The organism is Burkholderia sp. DN3021, from assembly GCF_049805555.1.
Classification (GTDB): domain Bacteria; phylum Pseudomonadota; class Gammaproteobacteria; order Burkholderiales; family Burkholderiaceae; genus Burkholderia; species Burkholderia pyrrocinia_C.
On record NZ_JBNCAB010000074.1, the window covers coordinates 14591 to 37586 of the forward strand.

The 22996-nt window shown below is 67.5% G+C and carries 21 protein-coding genes; 16 read left to right on the forward strand and 5 right to left on the reverse strand.

The features are described 5' to 3' along the window. Window positions 1–73 precede the first annotated feature (73 nt). Window positions 74–1036, forward strand: a complete 963-nt coding sequence (locus ACPUER_RS27970; protein WP_310142971.1) for an alpha/beta hydrolase — start codon at window positions 74–76, stop codon at window positions 1034–1036. On the opposite strand, the gene ACPUER_RS27975 is transcribed toward ACPUER_RS27970, so the two are convergent. Further along, window positions 1006–1848 carry an EcsC family protein gene (locus ACPUER_RS27975; RefSeq protein WP_425132682.1) on the reverse strand — a complete coding sequence of 281 codons (843 nt, stop codon included), beginning with the start codon at window positions 1846–1848 and terminating at the stop codon, window positions 1006–1008. The genes ACPUER_RS27970 and ACPUER_RS27975 overlap by 31 nt on opposite strands. 108 nt (window positions 1849–1956) lie before the next feature. On the opposite strand from ACPUER_RS27975, the gene ACPUER_RS27980 reads away from it, so the two are divergent. Both ACPUER_RS27980 and ACPUER_RS27985 read left to right on the forward strand, forming a co-directional pair. Further along, window positions 1957–3552 carry an MDR family MFS transporter gene (locus tag ACPUER_RS27980; RefSeq protein ID WP_175962046.1) on the forward strand — a complete coding sequence of 532 codons (1596 nt, stop codon included), beginning with the start codon at window positions 1957–1959 and terminating at the stop codon, window positions 3550–3552. Window positions 3553–3586: 34 nt separating this feature from the next. Continuing rightward, a complete protein-coding gene (locus ACPUER_RS27985) occupies window positions 3587–4033 on the forward strand; it encodes a MarR family winged helix-turn-helix transcriptional regulator (RefSeq protein WP_034179018.1) in 447 nt (148 codons plus the stop codon). 107 nt (window positions 4034–4140) lie between these two features. On the opposite strand, the gene ACPUER_RS27990 is transcribed toward ACPUER_RS27985, so the two are convergent. Both ACPUER_RS27990 and ACPUER_RS27995 read right to left on the reverse strand, forming a co-directional pair. Next, a complete protein-coding gene (locus ACPUER_RS27990) occupies window positions 4141–4722 on the reverse strand; it encodes a DJ-1/PfpI family protein (protein WP_034179017.1) in 582 nt (193 codons plus the stop codon). 167 nt (window positions 4723–4889) lie between these two features. Next, window positions 4890–6170 carry an amino acid deaminase gene (locus ACPUER_RS27995; protein WP_425132683.1) on the reverse strand — a complete coding sequence of 427 codons (1281 nt, stop codon included), beginning with the start codon at window positions 6168–6170 and terminating at the stop codon, window positions 4890–4892. A gap of 119 nt (window positions 6171–6289) precedes the next feature. Here ACPUER_RS27995 and ACPUER_RS28000 point away from each other — a divergent pair, with 119 nt between their 5' ends. From ACPUER_RS28000 to ACPUER_RS28015, 4 genes are all read left to right on the forward strand, one after another. Then, on the forward strand, window positions 6290–7228 hold the full coding sequence (locus ACPUER_RS28000) for a MurR/RpiR family transcriptional regulator (RefSeq protein WP_175962044.1): 939 nt from the start codon (window positions 6290–6292) through the stop codon (window positions 7226–7228). Between the two features lie 2 nt (window positions 7229–7230). Next, on the forward strand, window positions 7231–8712 hold the full coding sequence (locus tag ACPUER_RS28005) for a D-aminoacylase (protein ID WP_310142949.1): 1482 nt from the start codon (window positions 7231–7233) through the stop codon (window positions 8710–8712). A gap of 131 nt (window positions 8713–8843) precedes the next feature. Further along, on the forward strand, window positions 8844–9230 hold the full coding sequence (locus tag ACPUER_RS28010; protein ID WP_006751946.1) for a RidA family protein: 387 nt from the start codon (window positions 8844–8846) through the stop codon (window positions 9228–9230). 97 nt (window positions 9231–9327) lie between these two features. Continuing rightward, on the forward strand, window positions 9328–9747 hold the full coding sequence (locus tag ACPUER_RS28015) for a bleomycin resistance protein (RefSeq protein ID WP_425132684.1): 420 nt from the start codon (window positions 9328–9330) through the stop codon (window positions 9745–9747). 57 nt (window positions 9748–9804) lie between these two features. Here the strand turns inward: ACPUER_RS28015 and queF are convergent, their stop codons facing one another. Next, window positions 9805–10629, reverse strand: a complete 825-nt coding sequence (queF, locus tag ACPUER_RS28020) for an NADPH-dependent 7-cyano-7-deazaguanine reductase QueF (RefSeq protein ID WP_175962041.1) — start codon at window positions 10627–10629, stop codon at window positions 9805–9807. Window positions 10630–10641: 12 nt separating this feature from the next. After that, on the reverse strand, window positions 10642–12165 hold the full coding sequence (gene ilvA, locus ACPUER_RS28025; protein WP_425132685.1) for a threonine ammonia-lyase, biosynthetic: 1524 nt from the start codon (window positions 12163–12165) through the stop codon (window positions 10642–10644). A 578-nt stretch (window positions 12166–12743) separates the two neighbouring features. On the opposite strand from ilvA, the gene ACPUER_RS28030 reads away from it, so the two are divergent. The 9 genes from ACPUER_RS28030 to ACPUER_RS28070 form a co-directional block, all read left to right on the forward strand. Next, entirely contained in the window at window positions 12744–16775 is a 4032-nt protein-coding gene (locus tag ACPUER_RS28030; RefSeq protein ID WP_425132686.1) for a DUF3683 domain-containing protein, read from the forward strand. A gap of 87 nt (window positions 16776–16862) precedes the next feature. Continuing rightward, window positions 16863–17306: an HIT family protein gene (locus ACPUER_RS28035; protein ID WP_034179010.1), complete on the forward strand. Its 444-nt coding sequence runs from the start codon at window positions 16863–16865 to the stop codon at window positions 17304–17306. After that, complete coding sequence (locus ACPUER_RS28040) at window positions 17303–17716, forward strand: gamma-butyrobetaine hydroxylase-like domain-containing protein (protein WP_425132687.1); 414 nt, start codon at window positions 17303–17305, stop codon at window positions 17714–17716. Before ACPUER_RS28035 ends, ACPUER_RS28040 begins: the two co-directional genes overlap by 4 nt. Window positions 17717–17768: 52 nt before the next feature. Continuing rightward, on the forward strand, window positions 17769–18500 hold the full coding sequence (ubiE, locus tag ACPUER_RS28045; protein ID WP_072443509.1) for a bifunctional demethylmenaquinone methyltransferase/2-methoxy-6-polyprenyl-1,4-benzoquinol methylase UbiE: 732 nt from the start codon (window positions 17769–17771) through the stop codon (window positions 18498–18500). Between the two features lie 41 nt (window positions 18501–18541). After that, window positions 18542–19582: a Tim44 domain-containing protein gene (locus tag ACPUER_RS28050; protein ID WP_034179007.1), complete on the forward strand. Its 1041-nt coding sequence runs from the start codon at window positions 18542–18544 to the stop codon at window positions 19580–19582. 164 nt (window positions 19583–19746) lie between these two features. After that, complete coding sequence (locus ACPUER_RS28055; protein ID WP_072443507.1) at window positions 19747–20373, forward strand: ubiquinone biosynthesis accessory factor UbiJ; 627 nt, start codon at window positions 19747–19749, stop codon at window positions 20371–20373. A 12-nt stretch (window positions 20374–20385) separates the two neighbouring features. Beyond that, window positions 20386–21963: a ubiquinone biosynthesis regulatory protein kinase UbiB gene (gene ubiB, locus ACPUER_RS28060; RefSeq protein WP_072443505.1), complete on the forward strand. Its 1578-nt coding sequence runs from the start codon at window positions 20386–20388 to the stop codon at window positions 21961–21963. 17 nt (window positions 21964–21980) lie between these two features. Beyond that, a complete protein-coding gene (locus ACPUER_RS28065) occupies window positions 21981–22607 on the forward strand; it encodes an SAM-dependent methyltransferase (RefSeq protein WP_425132688.1) in 627 nt (208 codons plus the stop codon). 95 nt (window positions 22608–22702) lie between these two features. After that, window positions 22703–22996: FmdB family zinc ribbon protein (locus ACPUER_RS28070; protein ID WP_425132689.1), on the forward strand; the 294-nt coding region annotated here is incomplete at its 3' end.

The following is a 22996-nucleotide window of genomic DNA, read 5'->3' on the forward strand; positions in this document are numbered from 1 at the left end:
TAGAGGCTCCGTTCGAGCGGCGCGGTAACGATCGCACGTACCATCGTCACACTGTGATTAAGGAGTGCGTCCGATGAGTTGGCAAAGCAAGTTCGCCTGCTGGCTGCTGCGCCGGCAGTTCCGTCCCGAGACCACGCGCGAGGTGCTCGATCCCGCCCGCGCACGGCGCTTTACCGACCTGCGGATGGTCGTGCCGCGCCGTGCGCCGTCGGGCTACCGGCTGCGCGAATGCCATGGCGCGGGCGACGCGCCGCTGCGCGGCGAATGGCTCGAACGCACCGACGCGGGTGCGGGTCGCGCGCCCGGTCGCACGCTGCTGTACTTTCACGGCGGCGGCTATTACTTCTGTTCGACGAAGACCCACCGGCCGCTCGTGTTCGGCCTGACGAAGCGCGCGGGCGTGCGCTCGTTCTCGCTCGACTACCGGCTCGCGCCCGAAAACCGCTTCCCGGCCGCGCTCGACGATGCGCTGGCCGCGTACCGTCAACTGCTGGCGCTCGGCACGCCGCCCGAGTCGATCGTGCTCGGCGGCGATTCGGCCGGCGGCGGCCTCGCGCTCGCGACGCTCGTCGCGCTGCGCGATCGCGGCGAGCCGTTGCCGGCCGGCGCGATCCTGTTCTCGCCGTGGACCGACCTGGCCGGCACGGGCGATACGATGCGCACCAACGACGGCGCCGATCCGATGTTCGCCGGCGCTGCGCTGCCGAAGGCCGCGAAGCTGTACCTCGGCGACGCGCCGGCGACGCATCCGTACGCATCGCCGCTCTATGCGGATTTCGCGGGCCTGCCGCCGCTGTATATCCAGGTCGGCAGCACCGAGGTGCTGCTGGACGATTCGCGCCGTGTCGCGGAGAAGGCGAAGGCGGCCGGCGTGCCGGTCGAGATCGAGGTGTGGCCGGACATGCCGCACGTGTGGCAGCTTTACGCGCCGATGGTGCCGGAAGCGCGCGATGCGCTCGATCGCGCGGCCGCGTTCCTGCGCCGCGTCGCGGTCGAACGCGCGGTTCAGCGCGTCGGCGAGGCGTCGATCGCCTGATAGGCGGCCTGGACGGCCGCCGGGCCGTACTTGCGTTCGAGGCGGCGCACGGTGAAGTGGCCGTGCGCCATCTGCTGGAAGTGGTCGATGAACAGCGTGTTGACGGTCGCGCCGAGCACGGCGCCGATCGCCGGGATCGACTTCGCGGCCATCTGCTCGGTCACCTGCACCGAGAACCGCGATGCCACCGTCTGTACCAGCTTGAATACCGCCGCCGAGCTGTGCGCGGCGATGCCTTTCGTCGTGATGTCGGAAGACGCCTTCGAGATCGCCTGCGCGAGTGCGCCGCGCAGCACGAAATAGCCGAGATCGGCGTCCTCTTCCTGCTTGTCCGGGTTGCCGCCCATGCCGAGCACGGCCAGGCATTGCAACTGCGTATCCACTGACGCGAGATCCTCGCCCTCGCTGCGCGCGATGTCGCACACCGAGCGGAAGATCAGCGTGGTCGTCACCGGCAGCTCGACCGGCAGCGCGAGAAAGCCGAATGCGCCGCCCGCCGCGCCGGTTGTCGCGACCGCGAGCTTGTGCAGCAGGTTGCTGGGTTTCTCGGGCTCGGCGTCCGGCGCCTGCGGCTTGCCGAGCGTGCGCAGCGCGATGTTCAGGCACTTGCGCAGCGCGAGCTGCGTCGCATCGTTGATCTTGCCGGTCGCGAAATCAGGCAGCCGCGCGATCATCTTCTCGACCGGCGCGCCGAGCACGCCCGTCAGCTTCATCGTCAGCGACGGGCTTTCCAGCACCTGCTTCGCGCGCCGCAGCGCGTCCCGGTCCTCCGGCGACAGCGTTGTCGCTGGGGTGACTGAAATCGGTTCCATCATTCTCCTTGGCGGCCGGGGGGCGGTTTGACCGCCGCCGGCCTAGATTACTCCGACATGCTAGAATTTTGAGATTGTTTGACTCGTCAAAAGTTGCATCAACAAAAAATGGCCGTCCATACTGCCGCCCACCATTCGAGCGGGCAAGTCTTGCCGTTCCGCGAATCGCTGCTGGCGATGATCGGGATCTCGTTCGTCACCATGCTCGTCGCGCTCGACCAGACCGTCGTCGGCACCGCGCTGCCGACCATCGTCGCCGAGTTGAGGGGCTTCGACCTGTACGCGTGGGTCGCGACCTCGTACCTGCTCAGTTCCGTGATCACGGTGCCGATCTTCGGCCGCCTCGGCGACTACTACGGCCGCAAGCCGTTCGTGATCGTGTCGATCGTCGTGTTCACCGGTGCGTCCGTGCTGTGCGGGATGGCCAACGACATGCTGACCCTCGTGCTCGCGCGCGGGCTGCAGGGGATCGGCGGCGGGATGCTGGTCGGCACCGCGTTCGCGTGCATTCCCGACCTGTTCCCCGATTCGGTCGTGCGGCTGCGCTGGCAGGTGCTGATGAGCTCGGCCTTCGGCATCGCGAACGCGGTCGGCCCGTCGCTCGGCGGCGTGCTGACCCAGTCGTTCGGCTGGCGCTCGGTGTTCTACGTGAACCTGCCGGTCGGCCTGCTGTCGCTGCTGTTCGTGTGGCGCTACCTGCCGCACCTGCGCCACGTCGAGCACGATCGCAAGATGCGGCTCGACTGGCCGGGCGCGCTGCTGATCGCGCTGTCGCTCGGCGCGCTGCAGCTGTTCGTCGAATGGCTGCCGAAGTACGGCGTTGCGAGCTGGGCGTCGCTGCTGCTCGTCGTCGCGGTCGCGGCCGGCATCGGCCTGTGGCACTGGGAGAAGCGCTGCGCGCAGCCGATTCTGCCGTTCGACATGTTCGGCAACCGCGCGCTGTCGGCGCTGTTCGTGCTCGCGATCCTCGCCGGCTTCTCGATGTTCTCGCTGCTGTTCTACGCGCCGCTGCTGTTCCAGGGCGGCTTCGGGATGTCGCCGAAGGAGGCCGGGCTCGTGATCACGCCGCTCGTCGTGTTCATCACGATCGGCAGCATCATGAACGGCCGCGTCGTGACGCGCATCCGCAATCCGAACGCGATGCTGCACGTCGGCTTCGTGCTGTTCGCGATCGCATGCGCGGGCATCGTCGTGTCGACGCACACGACGCCGACCTGGATGCTGATGGCGCTGATGGTCGCGGGCGGCATCGGGCTCGGCTTCGTGCTGCCGAACCTCACGGTATTCGCACAGCAGGCGGCCGGCCGCGAACATCTCGGCATCGCGACGGCGCTGCTGCAGTCGCTGCGGATGGTCGGCGGGATGATCGGCACCGCGCTGACGGGCACGCTCGTCAACCAGATGTATTCTGGCGGCGTGCGCAATGCACTCGCGGCCGACCATGCGATGCAGTGGCATGCGCAGCTCGCCGATCCGCAGATCCTGATCGACCGGGCGGCGCAGGGCGGTCTCGTCGCGGAGCTGACGCGCGCCGGGCATAATGGCGCGCTGCTGCTGGAAGCGGCCCGCGAATCGCTCGTCGGCGCGATTCACCTGGGCGTCGCGATGGCGGCCGTCGTCGCGGTGGTGTCGGTATGGCAGTGCCGCCGCGTGCCGCCGATCGCGCTGCGGCGCAAGATCGAGCCGCACGTCGCGGCCGATTAACGATTCAACGATTCACCGGAAACGAAATCAGCGCATGGAAGAACAGGACCGCGTCGCGATCTTGCAGCAATTCGGACGCACGTATCGCGCGTTCATGACCGCGTTCGAAGCGCACGTCGGGCAGCCGATGCCGCGCTGGCGCATCATGGTCGCGTTGCACACGATGGGCGGACATTCGTCGCAGAAGAAGCTCGTCGAAGTGCTGCGCATCGATCCGGGCGCGCTCACGCGCCAGTTGAAGTCGCTCGACGCGCTCGGCTGGATCGAGCGCGAGTCCGACGCACGCGACAACCGCGTGACCAACGTGACGCTGACGGACGACGGCCGCGCAGCGTTCGACGCGTGCCTGCCGCGCCGCAAGGCGTTTCTCGAACAGACGGTGGCGCAGTTGCCGGACGACGTGCTGAATGCGCTGTCGGGCGCGCTGGCGATGCTGGAATCGCGGATCGCGGACGTCGGTTCGACGCCGGTCGCACGCTGAGGCGCGGGCAGGCGCGTACGTCGCGTCGGCGACCGATTGCGACCGGCAAGCGGGCATGAAATCCCGCCGCCGGCCGGCGCTTCATCTCATCTCAATTCACTTCAGGTTCACAGCTCGATGCGCGTGCCCAGCAGCGCGAGGAACTGCGCGAGCCATGCCGGATGCGCGGGCCACGCGGGTGCGGTGACGAACGGCGCGTCGGTCACGGCCGCGTCGACCGGGATGTCCGCGTATTCGCCGCCCGCGAGCTTCACCTCGGGCGCGCAGGCCGGGTAGGCCGAGATGCGCTTGCCGCGGATCACGTCGGCGGCCGCGAGCAGTTGCGCCGCGTGGCAGATCGCGGCGATCGGCTTGCCGGCCGCAGCGAACTCGCGCACGAGCGAAATCACCTTCGGGTCGAGTCGCAGATATTCGGGCGCACGGCCGCCCGCGATTGCGAGCGCGTCGTAGCGCGATGCGTCGACGTCGTCGAACGCCGCGTTCAGCGTGAACTGGTGGCCGGGCTTTTCGGTGTAGGTCTGGTCGCCCTCGAAATCGTGGATCGCGGTCTTGATCTTGTCTCCCGCTCGCTTGCCGGGGCAGACTGCGTCGACGTGATGGCCGACGGCCTGCAGCGCCTGGAACGGCACCATCGTTTCGTAGTCTTCGGCGAAATCGCCGGTCAGGAACAGGATCTTCTTCGCGGCCATGGCTTTCTCCAGTGAAGCAGCGTTGAGGGCCCGCTCGCGCCGCGTGCGGCAGACCGACGCAACGGCCGCGAGGAGCCCCGAGGACGAAAGCGCAGTGTACTCCGGCAGATTGAAGCGCGCGTGACGACCGCCCCGCGCGAGCGGCGGGGCGGCGCGCGCAACGTGCGTCAGAAGAACGTTTCGACCACTTCCGTCACGCGGAACTGCGGATCGAGCACGAGTACCTGGCGCCACTTGTCGAACGTCAGGCACGGGTGCGAGATGTCGAACGCGACCATGTCGCCGACCTTCACGTCGGCGCCCGGCGGGATCTGCAGGTATGCGTGCTGGTCCATCATCCCGGTGACGGCCCAGCCTTCGGTGGCGGCGACGTCGCGCGGCGCGGTGTCGCGGCCCGGGCGGAAGTGGCGCGCCGGCTCGGGCAGGCCCGCGTCGAACGCCGCGTCGCGCTTGCCGAGCGCGACGATCGCGCGATTCTGCTCCGGCACCGACTGTACGTACGCCCACAGCTGCAGTGCGGGCAGCAGCCCTTCGCCCATCGTGCGTGCGATCGGGTTGCGCGCGAACACGTCGGTCTGCGCCTTCTTGTAGATGCCGACATCGTGCGTCAGGTAGCAGCCCGGACGCAGCACGACTTCCGCGAAGCCTGCGTCGGACGCCTTCGCGAATTCTTCCGCGACCACGTCGTACCACGCCGAACCGGCGCCGGACAGGATCGCCGGCGTGCGCGCGAAGCGGCCGGCGTCGGCCAGCTGGCGCGTGAGCGCGACCGCGTCCTGCAGGAACGCGCGGATCTCGCCTTCCTCCTTCAGCACGCCTTCGTAGAGTTCGATGCCGGCCAGCTTCAGCGTGTCCGGATAGCGCGCGAGCGCGGCGAGCACGGCCTCGCGCTGCGCGGCGTCGCGCACGCCCGCGCGGCCGCCCGGCACGCCGAGCTCGAGCAGCACGTTCAGCGTTTTCTTCGCGTCGCCGAAGAAGCGGCCGAGCTGGTCGACGCCCTCGGCGGAATCGACGAGACAGAAGAATTCGAAGTCGGGATCGGACAGCAGCCCGGCGATGATCGTCATGTTCTGGCGGCCGACGAGCTGGTTCGCGAGCAGCACGCGCCGCACGCCGCCGTGATACGCGGCCTGCGTCTGGTGCGCGGTCGCGAGCGTGATGCCCCACGCGCCCGCATCGAGCTGGCGGCGGAACAGTTGCGGCGCCATCGTCGTCTTGCCGTGCGGCGCGAACTTGACGCCATACCGCTGGACGAAGGCCTGCATCCAGTTCAGGTTGTGTTCGATGCGATCCTCGTAAAGCACGGCAGCCGGCAGGCTGACGTCTTCCGTGAGCAGGTTCCACTCGAGGCGGCCCGCGTCGCCGAGCGGCACGCTGGCGCTCGGCAGGTTGCCGAGGCCCTTGCCGAAAGGATCGATCGTCGCTTCCTGATAGTTTGTAACTTTCATGTCATCCCGCTCCATCATCACTATGCATTGCACTGAAGTTGACATGCCGATGGTACAGAAAGTAGCATCGGCGCGGTGATGTTATTTAGTAACATCAAGCTTCGAACCCTTTTCAGCAGATGAATACGCCCGCCACCCCGTCCGCTCCGCTCGCGGCCGAGCCTCATCCGGCTTCGGCCGCCCCGCCGGTCCTCGACATCGTCGCGAGGATCGCCGAATGCGCGCCCGAGCTGCGCGAAGCCGAGCGCAAGGTTGCCGCGTTCATCCTCGCCGATCTCGCGCGCGCCGCGCATGCGAGCATCGGCGCGCTCGCGCGCGACGCGGAGGTCAGCGCCGCGACGGTCACGCGTTTCGCGAAGGCCGTCGGCTGCCGCGACGTGCGCGAACTGAAGGTGCTCGTTGCGCAGGCGGCGGCCGTCGGCCAGCGTTTTCTGGTGCCGTCCGACGATGTACCGACCGCCGACGCGAGCCCCGCGTCGGTCGTCTACGACGAGATCCGCGTGGCGCTCGCGCACAACCACCAACTGCTGCGCAACACGTCGTTCGACGCGGCGGCCGACCTGCTTGCCGGCGCGAAGATGATCTATGTGTACGGGCAGGGCGGCGGCTCGACCATGCTCGCCGACGAGCTGCGCTTCCGGCTCGTGCGTTTCGGCCGGCCGGTCGCGAGCTACCAGGACAGCCTGCTGCAGCGGATGGTGTCCGCGACGCTGTCGCGCGACGCAGTCGTCGTCGCGCTGTCGGTGAGCGGGCGCGTGCCCGAGCTGCTCGAGAGCTGCCGCCTCGCGAAACGCTACGGCGCGAAGCTGATCGCGATCACCGCGCCGGCTTCGCCGCTCGCGAAGCTCGCCGACCACCTGATCCCGGTCGTCGCGTTCGAAACCGATTTCATTTACAAGCCGTCGACATCGCGCTACGCGATGATGATGGCGATCGACGTGCTCGTCACCGGAGTCGCGCTGCGGCTCGGCGATGCGGGCCGAGAATCGCTGCGCCGCATCAAGCATGCGCTCGATGCGCATCGCGGCGGCGGAGACCGTCAACCGGTAGGAGACTGACCATGCATTCGCATCCCGAAGCCGCCGATACGCTGATCGTCGGCGCGCAGTTGTACGACGGCACCGGCGCACCGCCCGTCACGCGCGACGTCGCGATCCGCAACGGCGTGATCGCGGCGATCGGCAACCTGTCGAACTGGCTCGCCGAGACCGTCGTCGATGCGAACGGCCGCGCGCTCGCGCCGGGCTTCGTCGACGTGCACACGCACGACGACACGCACGTGATCCGTGCGCCGCAGATGCTGCCGAAGATCTCGCAGGGCGTGACGACCGTGATCGTCGGCAACTGCGGGATCAGCGCGTCGCCGGTGACGCTCGCGGGCGATCCGCCCGATCCGATGAACCTGCTCGGCGAGCGCGGCGCGTTCCAGTACCCGACCTTCGCCGACTACGTCGCGGCCGTGAACGACGCGCGTCCGGCCGTGAACGTCGCGGCGCTCGTCGGCCACACGGCGCTGCGCAACAACCAGATGGACCGCCTCGACCGCGCGGCGACCGGCGGCGAGATCGCCGCGATGCGCGCGCAGCTCGAGGAGGCACTCGCGAACGGCGCGCTCGGCTTGTCGTCGGGCCTCGCGTACGGTTCCGCGTTCGCGGCGCCGACCGAGGAAGTGATGGCGCTCGCCGAGCCGCTCGCGAATGCGGGCGCGCTGTACACGACGCACATGCGCACCGAGTTCGACGCGATCCTCGACGCGATGGACGAGGCGTATCGCGTCGGTCGCCATGCGCAGGTGCCGGTCGTGATCTCGCACCTGAAATGCGCGGGCCCGTCGAACTGGGGGCGTAGCACCGAAGTGCTCGAGTCGCTCGAGGGCGCGCGCCGCTACCAGCCGGTCGGCTGCGACTGCTATCCGTACAGCCGCAGCTCGTCGACGCTCGACCTGAAGCAGGTGACGGGCGACATCGACATCACGATCACGTGGTCGGAGCCGCACCCGGAAGTCGCGGGCAAGCTGCTGAAGGCGATCGCGGCCGACTGGGGCGTGACCGAGCAGGAAGCCGCGCAGCGCATCCGCCCGGCGGGCGCCGTGTACCACAACATGTCCGAGGACGACGTGCGGCGGATCCTGTCGCACCCCGCGACGATGGTCGGCTCGGACGGCCTGCCGAACGATCCGCTGCCGCACCCGCGGCTGTGGGGCGCGTTTCCGCGCGTGCTCGGCCATTACGTGCGCGACACGAACCTGCTGCCGCTCGAGGAGGCGATCCGCAAGATGACGTCGCTGTCCGCGCGCCGCTACGGGATCGCGCGGCGCGGCGAGGTGCATGTGGGCTATCACGCGGATCTCGTGCTGTTCGATCCGGCGCGCGTGATCGACGCCGCGACGTTCGAGAAGCCGCAGCAGCCCGCGCACGGGATCGATGCCGTGTGGGTGAATGGCGTGCTGACCTACGAGAACGGCCAGCCGACCGGCGAGCGCGCCGGCGGCTTCGTCGCGCGCGGCGAGCGCGTGCCGGTGGGCGCCGAGGCTGCGTTCTGAGTCCGGACGCGGCGATTGTCCCGATCTTCGCGTGTGCCGCTGCCGGCGCGCGCATCCGCAACCGAGCGTTGCACGGGATCCGGGGCGGTGCTGAAGCGCCGGCCCGGGTCGACAAAACAAGGAGTGAAACGATGAAGCGATATGGCGTAGGCGAAGCGAAGGGTACCGGCGGCCAGGTGATGCCGTTCGCACGTGCGGTCGAGGCCGACGGCTGGCTGTACGTGTCGGGCCAGACGCCGATGGTGAACGGCGAGGTCGTCGAAGGCGGGATCGTCACGCAGTCGAAGCAGACGATCGAGAACGTGATCGCGATCCTGAAGGAAGCCGGCTACGGCCTCGAGCACGTCGTGCGCTGCGGCGTGTGGCTCGACGATGCGCGCGATTTCGCGTCGTTCAACAAGGTGTTCGTGTCGTACTTCGGCGAGCATCCGCCGGCGCGCGCGTGCGTGCAGTCGAGCATGGTCATCGACTGCAAGGTCGAGGTCGACTGCATCGCTTACAAGGCGCCGGCGAAGTAACCCCGCAACGGCGAGCCGATACGCAACGGGCTCGGCGCATTCATTTGCGCCGGGCCCGTTTTGTCATGTGCCGCACGATTGCGTTGAGAGGAAAAACATGGAATGGGCTGCGCTGGCGCCGGAGCTGGTCTGCACGGATCTTGCCGGAAGCGTTCGCTTCTATCGTGACGTGCTGGGATTCCGGATCCGCTTCGAGCGTCCGGAAGACGGATTCGCATACATCGAGATCGGCCCGGCCCAGCTCATGCTTGAACAGCACCGTCCGGAGAGCTGGCTGACGGGCCCGCTGGAACCGCCGTTCGGCCGTGGGATCAATCTGCAGATCGAGGTCGATTCGCTCGAACCCATTCACGCCCGGATCCGCGCCGCAGGCGTGGCGCTGTTCGTCGAGCCGCGCACTTCCTGGTATCGGCAGGACGACATCGAGCATGGCCAGATCGAGATGCTGGTGCAGGACCCCGACGGTTACCTGCTGCGCCTGGTGGAAATCCTCCCGGAGCGGCCGCTGCAAGGATGACCCCGGGCAGTCCGCCGTCCGGGATGCCGTGGCCCGCCGTTGAGAGGGGGCGCTCGCTCACTGCCGCGCCGTCCGCGCGTTGTCCGGCATCGGCTGGTTGTAGTTCGTGCGGAACGGGTTGATGTCGAGCCCGCCGCGGCGCGTGTAACGCGCGTACACCGCGAGCTTCACCGGTTTGCACGCATGCAGGATGTCGAGGAAGATCCGCTCGACGCACTGCTCGTGAAAGCCCGTGTGATTGCGGAACGAGATGATGTAGCGCAGCAGGCCGGCATGGTCGATCTGCGGCCCGACGTAGTGGATCTGCACGCTGCCCCAGTCGGGCTGACCGGTGACCGGGCAGTTCGAGCGCAGCAGGTCCGACACGAGCGTCTCCTCGACCGGCGCTTCGTTCTCGGCGGCCGACAGCAGCGACGGATCGGGTTCGTACACGTCGGTGTCGAGATCGAGCCGGTCGAGCGACAGCCCGTCGAGCTCGTCCATTTCCAGCTTGCCGAAATCGTGCGCCGACACGAGCTGCACGGCGACGCTCGCGCCGCATGCGGCCGACACGTCGCGCTTCAGCGTGTCGCGCACCGCGTCGATCGAGTCGAACTTCGACTGCGCGAACGAGCCGAGATACAGCTTGAACGACTTCGATTCGACGATGTTCGGCGATTCGGCCGGCACGTAGAAGGTCGCGACCGCGACCTGCGGCTTGCCGCGCGCGTTGAGCCACGACAGTTCGTACGCGTTCCAGATGTCGGTGCCGAAGAACGGCAGCGCCGACGCGATGCCGAGCTGCTCGCGCGCGCCCGCGCGCGGGATCGGGAACAGCAGCGACGCATCGTACCGGGCTGCGTAGACGGTGGCCTTGCCGAGCGGGGAATGTTCGGGATTCATTGCGCGACGCCTTTACGACAGGAAGAGGCGGTAAGCCGGGTTGGCGCTCTCTTCGACATACGGATAGCCGAGTGCCGCGAGGAAGCCCTCGAACTCGGCGCGATCGGCCTGCGGCACCTGCAGCCCGACGAGGATCGAGCTGTAGTCCGCGCCCTGGTTGCGGTAGTGGAACAGGCTGATGTTCCAGTCCGGCGCCATCGACGACAGGAACTTCATCAGCGCGCCCGGCCGCTCCGGGAATTCGAAGCGGAACAGGCGCTCGTCGAGCGCGAGCGGCGAGCGGCCGCCGACCATGTAGCGGATATGTTCCTTCGACAGCTCGTCGTGCGTCAGGTCGACGGTCTTGAAGCCGTGCGACTCGAAGTTCGCGGCGATCTCCGCCGATTCGCCGCGCCGGCGGATCTGCACGCCGACGAAGATATGCGCGGACTGTGCGTCGGCGATCCGGTAGTTGAACTCGGTGACGTTGCGGTCGCCGACGAGCGAGCAGAAGCGCTTGAAGCTGCCGCGCTCCTCGGGGATCGTGACCGCGAACACGGCTTCGCGCGCCTCGCCGACCTCCGCGCGTTCGGCGACGAAGCGCATCCGGTCGAAATTCATGTTCGCGCCGGACGTGACCGCGACGAGCGCCTGGTTCTCGATCCCCTCGCGTTCCGCGTACAGCTTCGCGCCCGCGACCGCGAGCGCGCCGGACGGCTCGAGCACGCTGCGGGTATCCTGGAACACGTCCTTGATCGCCGCGCACAGTGCGTCGGTGTCGACGGTCACGACGTCGTCCAGGTATTCGCGGCACAGCCGGAAGGTTTCCTCGCCGACGAGCTTCACCGCGGTGCCGTCCGCGAACAGGCCGACCTCGGTCAGCTCGATGCGTTCACCGGCCTTCAGCGACTGCGCCATCGCGCACGAATCCTCGGCCTGCACGCCGATCACCTTGATCTCCGGGCGCACGGCCTTCACGTATGCGGCGACGCCGGACGCGAGGCCGCCGCCGCCGATCGGCACGAAGATCGCGTGGATCGGGCCCTGGTGCTGGCGCAGGATCTCCATCGCGATGGTGCCCTGGCCGGCGATCACGTAAGGATCGTCGAACGGGTGGACGAACGTGAGGCCGCGCTCTTCCTGCACCTTGACCGCATGCGCGTACGCGTCGCTGTACGACTCGCCGGCCTGGATCACCTCGACGCCCGGGCCGCCGTGCGCGCGCACCGCGTCCACTTTCACCTGCGGCGTCGTGATGGGTACGACGATCACCGCCTTGACGCCCATCCGGGCCGCCGAGAACGCGACGCCCTGCGCGTGATTGCCGGCCGACGCGGTAATCACGCCGCGCGCAAGCGCGTCGGCCGGAATGTGCGCCATCTTGTTGTACGCGCCGCGCAGCTTGAACGAAAACACCGGCTGGTTGTCCTCGCGCTTCAGGTAAACGGCATTGCGCAGCCGGGCCGACAGGTTGCGGGCGGGTTCGAGTTCCGTCTCGATCGCGACGTCGTAGACGCGCGCGGTGAGGATTTTCTTCAGGTAATCGTGGGATGCCATGGGCGCTCGCGTGCAGTGCGGAAGCAGACGGTAAAGGATCAATGATAGCGCCAAGGGTCCGCCCGCATGCAAGCGGCATGCCGGGCGAGCGGTCGCGGGGCGGCGCGGGCGGTGCATTCGCGACGCCGGGCGTCCCGTTTTTACCGGTTTAACCGCGCGGTTACCGACCGGACGGGCGGCGAATGATCGCACGAATCCGCGCCGAACCAAGCCTGGCGCGGCTTGCGGGGATAGCCCCACGACCTGTCCGGCGTGTCACGCATGGCCCGATCATGGGTTAGAATTCCGTTTTGAATCAAGGATCGGAAGATGCAGAGGCACCCTCGGATCGCCCCGTTGAAGCCGACGCCGCGCGCAGCCAGCCCCGCGGCGGAACGGCACGCGCGCCGCGCGCGATCGTGCTGATGGTTCCGAGTGCCGCCAGGCCCTGTCGCCGGCCAGGAGGGGCGAATCAACGCCCGCTCCGGCCCCATGAAGGACAGCCGCGCGCCTGGTAACAGAACAGATTTCCCCAAGATTGCGCCCACGCGCTTGCCGACGCCCGTGCACGGGGTATCGGCCCTCCGAGTCGTCCGAACATGAACGCACCACAAGTTTTCGATCCGAATGGCGCGGCCGCGGCCGCCGCCGTCGCCGCCGACCCCGCGCCCCGGTTGCGCGAGATTCCCTACAACTACACGTCCTTCTCGGATCGCGAGATCGTGATCCGCCTGCTCGGCGAAGAGGCGTGGTCGGTGCTCGACGAACTGCGCGCCGAACGCCGTACGGGTCGCTCGGCACGGATGCTGTATGAAGTGCTCGGCGATATCTGGGTCGTGCGCCGCAATCCGTACCTGCAGGACGACCTGCTCGACAACCCGAAGCGCCGCGCGCTGCTGATCGAGGCGCTGAACCACCGCCTGACCGAGATCGGCAAGCGCCGCAGCGCGGATCTCACCGCGCACCGCGACGACGCGGGCCGCGAGCGCGCGGTGCGCGTCGAGATGCTCGAAGCCGCCGCGCAGCGCGCGGTCAACGAGTTCGCCGACGAATTCGCGAAAATGGCCGACCTGCGCCGCCGCGCGACCAAGGCGCTCGGCCGCTGCACGCAGAAGGACAACATCCGCTTCGACGGGCTGTCGCGCGTGTCGCACGTCACCGACGCGACCGACTGGCGCGTCGAATACCCGTTCGTCGTGCTGACGCCCGATACCGAAGCCGAGATCGCGGGCCTGATCAAGGCCTGCTTCGAGCTCGGCCTGACGGTAATCCCGCGCGGCGGCGGCACCGGCTACACGGGCGGCGCGGTGCCGCTCACGCCGTTCTCCGCGGTGATCAACACCGAGAAGCTGGAACAGCTCGGCGCGGTCGAGCTGACGGAGCTGCCGGGCGTCGCGCACAAGGTGCCGACGATCTTCTCCGGCGCGGGCGTCGTCACGCGCCGCGTGACCGAGGCGGCCGAGGCGGCCGGCTACGTGTTCGCGGTCGATCCGACTTCGCTCGACGCGTCGTGCATCGGCGGCAACGTCGCGATGAACGCGGGCGGCAAGAAGGCCGTGCTGTGGGGCACCGCGCTCGACAACCTGGCCTGGTGGCGGATGGTCGACCCGGACGGCAACTGGCTCGAAGTCACGCGCCACGAGCACAACCAGGGCAAGATCCACGACATCGCGGTCGCGCGCTTCGAGCTGAAATGGTTCGACGGCGCATACGCGCCGGGCGAGAAGCTGCTGCGCACCGAGATGCTCGAGATCGAAGGCCGCCGGTTCCGCAAGGAAGGGCTCGGCAAGGACGTGACCGACAAGTTCCTCGCCGGCCTGCCGGGCGTGCAGAAGGAAGGCTGCGACGGGCTCATCACGTCCGCGCGCTGGGTGCTGCACAAGATGCCCGCGCACACGCGCACCGTCTGCCTCGAATTCTTCGGCCAGGCGCGCGAGGCGATCCCGAGCATCGTCGAAATCAAGGACTACCTGTTCGAAACGTCGAAGCAGGGCGGCGCGATCCTTGCGGGCCTCGAGCACCTCGACGAGCGCTACCTGCGCGCGGTCGGCTACGCGACCAAGAGCAAGCGCAATTCGTTCCCGAAGATGGTGCTGATCGGCGACATCGTCGGCGACGATGCGGATGCGGTCGCGCACGCGACGTCCGAAGTGATCCGGATGGCGAACGGCAAGAGCGGCGAGGGCTTCGTCGCGGTCAGCGCGGAGGCGCGCAAGCGCTTCTGGCTCGACCGCAGCCGCACGGCCGCGATCGCGAAGCACACGAACGCGTTCAAGATCAACGAGGACGTCGTCATCCCGCTGAACCGGATGGGCGAGTACACCGACGGCATCGAGCGGATCAACATCGAGCTGTCGCTGAAGAACAAGCTGCAGCTCGTCGACGCGCTCGAAGCGTTCTTCCGCGGCGGCAACCTGCCGCTCGGCAAGACCGACGACGCAAACGAGATTCCGAGCGCCGAGCTGCTCGAGGATCGTGTCCAGCAGGCGCTGGAGCTGCTCAGGCGCGTGCGCGCGCGCTGGGAATTCGTGCGCGACCGGCTCGACCAGCCGCTGCGCGAGGCGCAGCACTATCTCGTGCAGCTCGGCTATGAGGCGCTGGCCGAGAAGTTCGCGGATCGCGCGGACGAGCAGCCGGGCGCGACCGTGTTCCACATCACGCAGGACCGCACGGTCCGCATCTCGTGGAAGCAGGAGATCCGCGCCGAGCTGCGCGCGATCTTCAACGGCGGCGCGTTCAAGCAGATCCTCGACGAAGCGCAGGCGATCCACAAGCAGGTGCTGCGCGGCCGCGTGTTCGTCGCGCTGCACATGCACGCCGGCGACGGCAACGTCCACACGAACATCCCGGTCAACTCCGACAACTACGAGATGCTGCAGGACGCGCACGCGTCGGTTGCACGCATCATGAAGCTCGCGCGCTCGCTCGACGGCGTGATCTCCGGCGAGCACGGGATCGGCATCACGAAGCTCGAGTTCCTGACCGACGACGAGATCGCCGAATTCCGCGCGTACAAGCAGCGCGTCGACCCGAACGGCCGCTTCAACAAGGGCAAGCTGCTCGACGGCGCCGATCTTCGCAACGCGTACACGCCGAGCTTCGGGCTGATGGGCTACGAGTCGCTGATCATGCAGCAGTCCGACATCGGCGCGATCGCCGATTCGGTGAAGGACTGCCTGCGCTGCGGCAAGTGCAAGCCGGTGTGCGCGACCCACGTGCCGCGCGCGAACCTGCTGTACAGCCCGCGCAACAAGATCCTCGCGACGTCGCTGCTGGTCGAGGCGTTCCTGTACGAGGAACAGACGCGCCGCGGCGTATCGATCAAGCACTGGGACGAGTTCAACGACGTGGCCGACCACTGCACGGTGTGCCACAAGTGCGCGACGCCGTGCCCGGTGAAGATCGACTTCGGCGACGTGACGATGAACATGCGCAACCTGTTGCGCAAGATGGGCAAGAAGAAATTCAACGCCGGCAATGCGGCGGGCATGTTCTTCCTGAACGCGACCAATCCGCAGACGATCAACATTGCGCGCGGCGTGATGATGGGCGTGGGCTACAAGGTACAGCGCTTCGCGAATGACATGCTGAAGAAGGTCGTGGCGAAGCAGACGCAGCATCCGCCGGCGACCGTCGGCAAGCCGCCGGTGGTCGAACAGGTGATCCACTTCGTCAACAAGAAGATGCCGGGCAACCTGCCGAAGAAGACGGCGCGCGCGCTGCTCGACATCGAGGACAACAAGATCGTGCCGATCATCCGCAACCCGAAGTCGACGACCGTCGATTCGGAGGCGGTGTTCTACTTCCCGGGCTGCGGTTCCGAGCGGCTGTTCTCGCAGGTCGGCCTGGCGACGCAGGCGATGCTGTGGGAAGCGGGCGTGCAGACGGTGCTGCCGCCGGGCTACCTGTGCTGCGGCTATCCGCAGCGCGGCTCGGGCCAGTACGACAAGGCCGAGAAGATCGTCACGGACAACCGCGTGCTGTTCCACCGCGTCGCGAACACGCTGAACTACCTCGACATCAAGACGGTCGTCGTGTCGTGCGGCACCTGCTACGACCAGCTCGCGGGCTACGAATTCGACAAGATCTTCCCCGGCTGCCGGATCATCGACATCCACGAGTTCCTGCTCGAGAAGGGGATGAAGCTCGACGGCGTGACGGGCACGCGCTACATGTATCACGACCCGTGCCATACGCCGATCAAGACGATGGACCCGGTCAAGCTCGTCAACGAGCTGATGGGCGCGGAGAAGGACGGCTACAAGATCGAGAAGAACGACCGTTGCTGCGGCGAATCGGGCACGCTCGCGGTCACGCGCCCGGACGTGTCGACGCAGGTCCGCTTCCGCAAGGAAGAGGAAATCCGCAAGGGCGCGGCGAAGCTGCGCAGCATCCCGGTCGTCGCCGACGGCGCGAGCGCACCGGCGCCGGCCGCGAACGCCGGCCCGGACGTGAAGATCCTGACGAGCTGCCCGTCGTGCCTGCAGGGCCTGTCGCGCTACAACGAGGATGCGAACATCGAGGCCGACTACATCGTGGTCGAGATCGCGCGCCAGGTGCTCGGCGAGAACTGGATGGCCGATTATGTCGCACGTGCGAACCATGGCGGGATCGAGCGCGTGCTGGTCTAATGCGGGCATGACGACCGCCCGACCGGGCTTGGGATGAGAGCGGGCGCCGGCGCCGATGCGCGGGCGCCCGCCCACATGGGAGCGACGATGGAATGCGTGTTTTGCCGTGAAGACGGCGGCGAGCTGCTCTGGCGGGACGATGCGCTGCGCGTCGTGCTGGCAACGGGCGAGCACGACTACCCGGGCTTCTGCCGGGTGATCTGGGGTGCGCACGTGGCCGAGTTTTCCGATCTCGGCGAGCCCGAGCGGGCACACCTGATGCGCGTGGTCTATGCGGTCGAGCGGGCCGTGCGCCGCGTGATGCAGCCGAACAAGGTGAATCTCGCGAGCCTCGGCAACATGGTGCCGCACGTGCACTGGCACGTGATCCCGCGCTTCTCGAACGACGCCCATTTCCCGCAGCCCGTGTGGGCGCCGCGCCAGCGCGGCGTGTCCGAGGCGCTGCTGCGCACGCGCGCCGCTCAGGCCTCGCTGCTGCACAATGCGGTGCGCGAGGAAATTCAACGAACGACCGATTCGAGGCAGCCATGAGCGGTTTGACTTCCAAGACGCCGATTCCGTCCGGCGTCGTCGTGCACGCGGTATCGCGCGTGCTCGAATTGCAGTACCCGAACGGCGACAGCTACCGGATTCCGTTCGAGCTGATGCGCGTCTATTCGCCGTCGGCCGAGGTGCGCGGCCACGGGCCCGGCCAGGAGACGCTGCAGACGGGCAAGCGCGAGGTGACGATCACCGCGCTCGAAGGCGTCGGCAACTATGCGCTGCAGCCGACGTTCTCCGACGGCCATTCGACCGGCATCTACTCGTGGGACCTGCTGTACGAACTGGCGACGCAGCAGGACGCGCTGTGGCGCGACTATTTCGACAAACTGAAGGCGGCGGGCGCCGATCGCGACGCCCCGATGCAGGCGGCCGCGGCGCCGCACGGCCACTGCCACTGAAATCGACGGCGCCCGCTCGGCGCCGTCTTGCCATTTACTGAGGATCAACGCGATGAGCAAAACCCACTTCGGCTTCGAAAGCGTCGAGGAAAACGAAAAAGCGAAGAAAGTGGCGGGTGTGTTCCATTCGGTCGCGAGCAACTACGATCTGATGAACGACCTGATGTCGGCGGGCATGCACCGCGCGTGGAAGGCGTTCACGATCGCACAGGCGAACGTGCGCCCCGGCTTCAAGGTGCTCGATATCGCGGCCGGCACCGGCGACCTGACCAAGTCGTTCGCGAAGGCGGCCGGGCCGACGGGCGAGGTCTGGCACACGGACATCAACGAATCGATGCTGCGCGTCGGCCGCGACCGGCTGCTCGACAAGGGCATCGTGACGCCGTCGCTGCTGTGCGACGCGGAGAAAACTCCCTTTCCGGACAACTACTTCGACGTCGTCACGGTCGCGTTCGGGCTGCGCAACATGACGCACAAGGACGCCGCGCTGGCGGAAATGCGCCGCGTGACGAAGCCCGGCGGCCGCGTGATGGTGCTGGAATTCTCGAAAGTCTGGGATCCGCTGAAAAAAGCGTACGATCTGTATTCTTTCAAAGTATTACCGTGGCTTGGCGACAAGTTCGCGAAAGATGCTGAAAGTTACCGGTATCTTGCTGAATCTATCCGGATGCACCCCGATCAGGACACGCTGAAGACGATGATGGAACAAGCGGGCCTCGATGCCGTCAAATATTACAATTTGTCAGGTGGCGTGGTAGCTTTACACATGGGAACCAAGTACTAAGGGGTTCTTCCCATACATTTGTCTTACATCTGGAGAAAGTGATGTCCGAATCGCGTTCGTTGTTCAACCGTAGCAAGCCGTCGAAGCCGTGGGCTCGACGGGTCGGCACGCTGCTGATGGTCGGCCTGCTCACGGCCGGCACGTTCGCGTCGCTCGACGCCGAAGCCAGGCGCATGGGGGGCGGGCGCAGCATCGGCCGCCAGAATTCCACCGTCACGCAGCGCCAGGCCACGCCGCCCGCGCAGCAGCCGATGCAGCAGGCCGCGCCGTCGCAGGCGCAGCGTGCCAACCCGGCCGCGCCCGCGCCGGCCGCACAGCCCAACCGCTCGCGCTGGCTCGGGCCGATCGCCGGCCTCGCGGCCGGTCTCGGCATCGCGGCGCTGCTGTCGCACTTCGGTCTCGGCGAAGCGTTTGCCGGCATGATGTCGAACATCATCGTGATCGCGCTGCTCGCGATGATCGGCATCTGGCTGGTGCGCAAGTTTATGAACCGCCGTCGTTCGCAGGAGCCGGCGTATTCGGTCGGCGGTTCGGCGTCGTCGTCGGGCGGCTACTCGCAAAGCCCGTCGTTCCAGCAGGGCAACACCGGCAGCAACCAGGCGGGCAGCGGCAGCAGCTACGCGAACGAAGCGCAAGGCGTGTTCGGCGGCGGTGCCGCGGCTGCCGGCGCGGCAGCGGGTGCGATGGCCTCGGCCGCCCCGCTCCAGGTGCCAGCCGGCTTCGACACCGAAGCGTTCCTGCGCAGCGCGAAGGTCTATTTCGTGCGCCTGCAGGCTGCGTGGGACCAGGGCAACCTGGCCGACATCCGCGAGTTCACGACGCCCGAAATGTTCGCCGAGATCAAGATCGACCTCGATTCGCGCGGCAACGAGTCGAACCAGACCGACGTCGTGCAGCTCGACGCGGAACTGGTCGCGATCGAGGATCGCGGCATCGAGCAGTCGGCGAGCGTGCGCTTCCACGGCCTGATCCGCGAATCGGCGAATGCGTCGGCCGCGCCGTTCGACGAAGTGTGGAACCTGTCGAAGTCGGGCAGTCAGGGCTGGCTGCTCGCGGGCATCCAGCAGCTCAACACGCACTGAGCATGACCGGCGGCCGGCGCCGCCGGATGCCCGGGCGAGCGCCGCCGCACTGCGACCGCTTGCCGCCCGGGTGTACGGTCGGGCACGGTCTGCCGACGATCCGACGTTACAATAGAAACCCGCGTGGGCGCCCGGCCTGCGCGGGTTTTTTCTTTCCCAGCCCGATGACCTTTGCCGCCAAGCCTTTTGCTGCTGCTGTCAATCACCTGCTCGCGCGCGAATCGTGGGCGCGCGACCGCCTGATTCCGTATGCGGGCAAGACTGCCCGGATCGACGTGCCCCCCGTCACGCTCACGCTGCTGGTGCAGCCCGACGGCTACCTGTCGGCCGTCGACGCGCACGATGCGCAACAGGTCGACGTGTCGATCGCACTCGCGGGCGACACGGTCGCCGCGTTCCTGCAGGGCGGCCAGGCGGCCGTGATGAAGCACGTGAAGATCGACGGCGATGCGGAGTTCGCGACGCAGATCGCGAAGCTGGCCGAGCACCTGCGCTGGGAACCGGAAGAAGATCTCGCGAAGCTGGTCGGCGACGCGGCGGCACACCGGATCGCGACGGTCGTGCGCGATGCCGGCGCGCGCGCGCGACGTACCGGCCGCAACGTGCTCGATTCCGTCGCCGAGTACTGGCTCGACGAAAATCCGCAAGTCGTCCGGCGCACGGCGCTCGGCGGCTTCGACGCCGAACTGGCGCGCGCACGCGATGCGCTCGCGCGGGTCGAAAAGCGGGTCGAGCGACTCGAACAAAAAATCGGCGCGCGCACGGGTTCAGGCCCGCGCGGCGCGCACTGAGGGCCGCAGGGCATGCGCATTTTCCGTTTCATCAAGATTGTCTACACCGTCATCCGCTTTGGCCTCGACGAAGTGATGCTGTCCCGGATCGACGACCGTCGCGTGAAGCTGCTGCTGCGGATCACGACGATCGGCCGCCGCTACTCCGATCCGCCCGCCGTGCGGCTGCGTCACGCGCTCGAAAGCCTCGGCCCGATCTTCGTGAAGTTCGGCCAGGTGCTGTCGACGCGTCGCGACCTGCTGTCGGTCGATTTCGCGAACGAACTCGCGAAGCTGCAGGACCAGGTGCCGCCGTTCGATTCGGCGGTCGCGATCGCGATCATCGAGAAGTCGCTCGGTGCGCCGGTCGACGAGCTGTTCGACGAATTCGAGCGCGAGCCGATCGCGAGCGCGTCGATCGCGCAGGTGCATTTCGCGAAACTCAAGCAGGGCTTGCACGCGGGCAAGGCCGTCGCCGTGAAGGTGCTGCGCCCGAACATGCTGTCCGTGATCGATTCGGATCTCGCGCTGATGCGCGACATCGCCATCTGGACCGAGCGCATGTGGGCCGATGGCCGGCGCCTGAAGCCGCGCGAGGTCGTCGCCGAATTCGACAAGTACCTGCACGACGAGCTCGACCTGATGCGCGAGGCCGCGAACGGCAGCCAGTTGCGCCGCAATTTCGCGGGCCTCGACCTGCTGCTCGTGCCCGAGATGTTCTGGGATTTCTCGACGTCGCAGGTGCTCGTGATGGAGCGCATGACCGGCGTGCCGATCAGCCAGGTCGAGACGCTGCGATCGGCCGGCGTCGACATCAAGAAGCTCGCGCGCGAAGGCGTCGAGATCTTCTTCACGCAGGTGTTCCGCGACGGCTTCTTCCATGCGGACATGCACCCCGGCAACATCCAGGTGAGCCTCGACCCGAACACGTTCGGCCGCTACATCGCGCTCGATTTCGGGATCGTCGGCGCGCTGTCCGATTTCGACAAGAATTACCTCGCGCAGAACTTCCTCGCGTTCTTCAAGCGCGACTATCACCGCGTCGCGACGCTCCACCTCGAATCGGGCTGGGTGCCGCCCGAGACGCGCGTCGAGGAGCTCGAAAGCGCGATTCGCGCGGTGTGCGAGCCGTATTTCGACCGTGCGCTGAAGGACATCTCGCTCGGCCAGGTGCTGATGCGCCTGTTCTCGACGTCGCGCCGCTTCAACGTCGAGATCCAGCCGCAGCTCGTGCTGCTGCAGAAGACCATGCTGAACGTCGAAGGGCTCGGTCGCTCGCTCGACCCCGAACTCGACCTGTGGAAGACCGCGAAGCCTTACCTCGAGCGCTGGATGACCGAGCAGATCGGCCTGCGCGGCTGGTACGAGCGTTTCAAGGTCGAGGCGCCGCAGTGGAGCAAGACGCTGCCGCAACTGCCGCGCCTGATCCATCACGCGATGGCGGCGCGCCATGACGCGCCGCGTGCCGCGAGCGAGGACCTGATGCGTCAGGTCCTCGTCGAGCAGAAGCGTACCAACCGGCTGCTGCAGGCGCTGCTGATCTTCGGCCTCGCCGTCGGCGTCGGGGCGCTCGTCGCGCGCGTGCTGCTGGCGCTCGCGTACGGCGCATGACCGAAAGGAGCAGGGCGATGTCCGATCCGAAGCAACCGGCCGCACCGGCGGCCGCCGATTTCGCGACGCGCGACCCCGGCAACGCGTCGTTCTGGGACGAGCGTTTCGAGCGCGGCGTGACGCCGTGGGAATTCGGCGGCGTGCCGGACGGCTTTCGCGTGTTCGCGCACCGGCTCGAGCCGTGCGCGGTGCTGATTCCCGGCTGCGGCAGTGCGCAGGAGGCCGGGTGGCTCGCGCAGGCCGGCTGGCCCGTGCGTGCGATCGATTTTGCCGCGCAGGCGGTGGCTGCCGCGAAGGCGCGGCTCGGCGCGCATGCGGACGTCGTCGAGCAGGCCGATTTCTTCACGTACCGGCCGCCGTTCGACGTGCAGTGGGTGTACGAGCGCGCGTTCCTGTGCGCGCTGCCGCCGAGCCTGCGCGCCGACTATGCGGCACGGATGGCCGGGTTGCTGTCCACGGACGGATTGCTGGCCGGCTATTTCTTTCTGACGGTGAAACCGAAGGGGCCGCCGTTCGGGATCGAGCGTGCCGAACTCGACGCGCTGCTCGCGCCGCACTTCGAACTGATCGAGGATTTGCCCGTGACCGATTCGCTGCCGGTGTTCGAAGGGCACGAGCGCTGGCTCACGTGGCGCCGCCGCTGATGCCCGGGCGTCACGGCCGTTGCCGGAGCGCGCCGAGGTTTCGGCTATAATTCAAGGTTTTGCAAGCCGTTTCCAGTTTCCGCGGGAAAAATATCATGCCGATCTACGCCTATCGATGCGAAGCGTGTGGTTTCGCGAAGGACGTGCTCCAGAAGATGAGCGACGCGCCGCTGTCGCAGTGCCCGGAATGCGGGAAGGATGCGTTTCGCAAGCAGGTCACTGCCGCGGGCTTCCAGCTGAAGGGTTCGGGTTGGTATGTCACCGATTTCCGCGGCGGCTCCGGCGGCGCCAGCGCACCGGCGACTGCGTCGGGTGACGCGGCGCCGGCAGCCGCTGCGGCGGCCACGCCCGCAGCGGACGCGCCGGCTGCATCGAGCAGTTCCGAAAGC

Excerpts from the sequence above, each read along its gene's own strand:
- ACPUER_RS27970 (WP_310142971.1), top strand. The coding sequence starts at position 74 with ATGAGTTGGCAAAGCAAGTTCGCCTGCTGGCTGCTGCGCCGGCAGTTC.
- ACPUER_RS27975 (WP_425132682.1), bottom strand. The coding sequence starts at position 1,848 with ATGGAACCGATTTCAGTCACCCCAGCGACAACGCTGTCGCCGGAGGAC.
- ACPUER_RS27980 (WP_175962046.1), top strand. The coding sequence starts at position 1,957 with ATGGCCGTCCATACTGCCGCCCACCATTCGAGCGGGCAAGTCTTGCCG.
- ACPUER_RS27985 (WP_034179018.1), top strand. The coding sequence starts at position 3,587 with ATGGAAGAACAGGACCGCGTCGCGATCTTGCAGCAATTCGGACGCACG.
- ACPUER_RS27990 (WP_034179017.1), bottom strand. The coding sequence starts at position 4,722 with ATGGCCGCGAAGAAGATCCTGTTCCTGACCGGCGATTTCGCCGAAGAC.
- ACPUER_RS27995 (WP_425132683.1), bottom strand. The coding sequence starts at position 6,170 with ATGAAAGTTACAAACTATCAGGAAGCGACGATCGATCCTTTCGGCAAG.
- ACPUER_RS28000 (WP_175962044.1), top strand. The coding sequence starts at position 6,290 with ATGAATACGCCCGCCACCCCGTCCGCTCCGCTCGCGGCCGAGCCTCAT.
- ACPUER_RS28005 (WP_310142949.1), top strand. The coding sequence starts at position 7,231 with ATGCATTCGCATCCCGAAGCCGCCGATACGCTGATCGTCGGCGCGCAG.
- ACPUER_RS28010 (WP_006751946.1), top strand. The coding sequence starts at position 8,844 with ATGAAGCGATATGGCGTAGGCGAAGCGAAGGGTACCGGCGGCCAGGTG.
- ACPUER_RS28015 (WP_425132684.1), top strand. The coding sequence starts at position 9,328 with ATGGAATGGGCTGCGCTGGCGCCGGAGCTGGTCTGCACGGATCTTGCC.
- queF (WP_175962041.1), bottom strand. The coding sequence starts at position 10,629 with ATGAATCCCGAACATTCCCCGCTCGGCAAGGCCACCGTCTACGCAGCC.
- ilvA (WP_425132685.1), bottom strand. The coding sequence starts at position 12,165 with ATGGCATCCCACGATTACCTGAAGAAAATCCTCACCGCGCGCGTCTAC.
- ACPUER_RS28030 (WP_425132686.1), top strand. The coding sequence starts at position 12,744 with ATGAACGCACCACAAGTTTTCGATCCGAATGGCGCGGCCGCGGCCGCC.
- ACPUER_RS28035 (WP_034179010.1), top strand. The coding sequence starts at position 16,863 with ATGGAATGCGTGTTTTGCCGTGAAGACGGCGGCGAGCTGCTCTGGCGG.
- ACPUER_RS28040 (WP_425132687.1), top strand. The coding sequence starts at position 17,303 with ATGAGCGGTTTGACTTCCAAGACGCCGATTCCGTCCGGCGTCGTCGTG.
- ubiE (WP_072443509.1), top strand. The coding sequence starts at position 17,769 with ATGAGCAAAACCCACTTCGGCTTCGAAAGCGTCGAGGAAAACGAAAAA.
- ACPUER_RS28050 (WP_034179007.1), top strand. The coding sequence starts at position 18,542 with ATGTCCGAATCGCGTTCGTTGTTCAACCGTAGCAAGCCGTCGAAGCCG.
- ACPUER_RS28055 (WP_072443507.1), top strand. The coding sequence starts at position 19,747 with ATGACCTTTGCCGCCAAGCCTTTTGCTGCTGCTGTCAATCACCTGCTC.
- ubiB (WP_072443505.1), top strand. The coding sequence starts at position 20,386 with ATGCGCATTTTCCGTTTCATCAAGATTGTCTACACCGTCATCCGCTTT.
- ACPUER_RS28065 (WP_425132688.1), top strand. The coding sequence starts at position 21,981 with ATGTCCGATCCGAAGCAACCGGCCGCACCGGCGGCCGCCGATTTCGCG.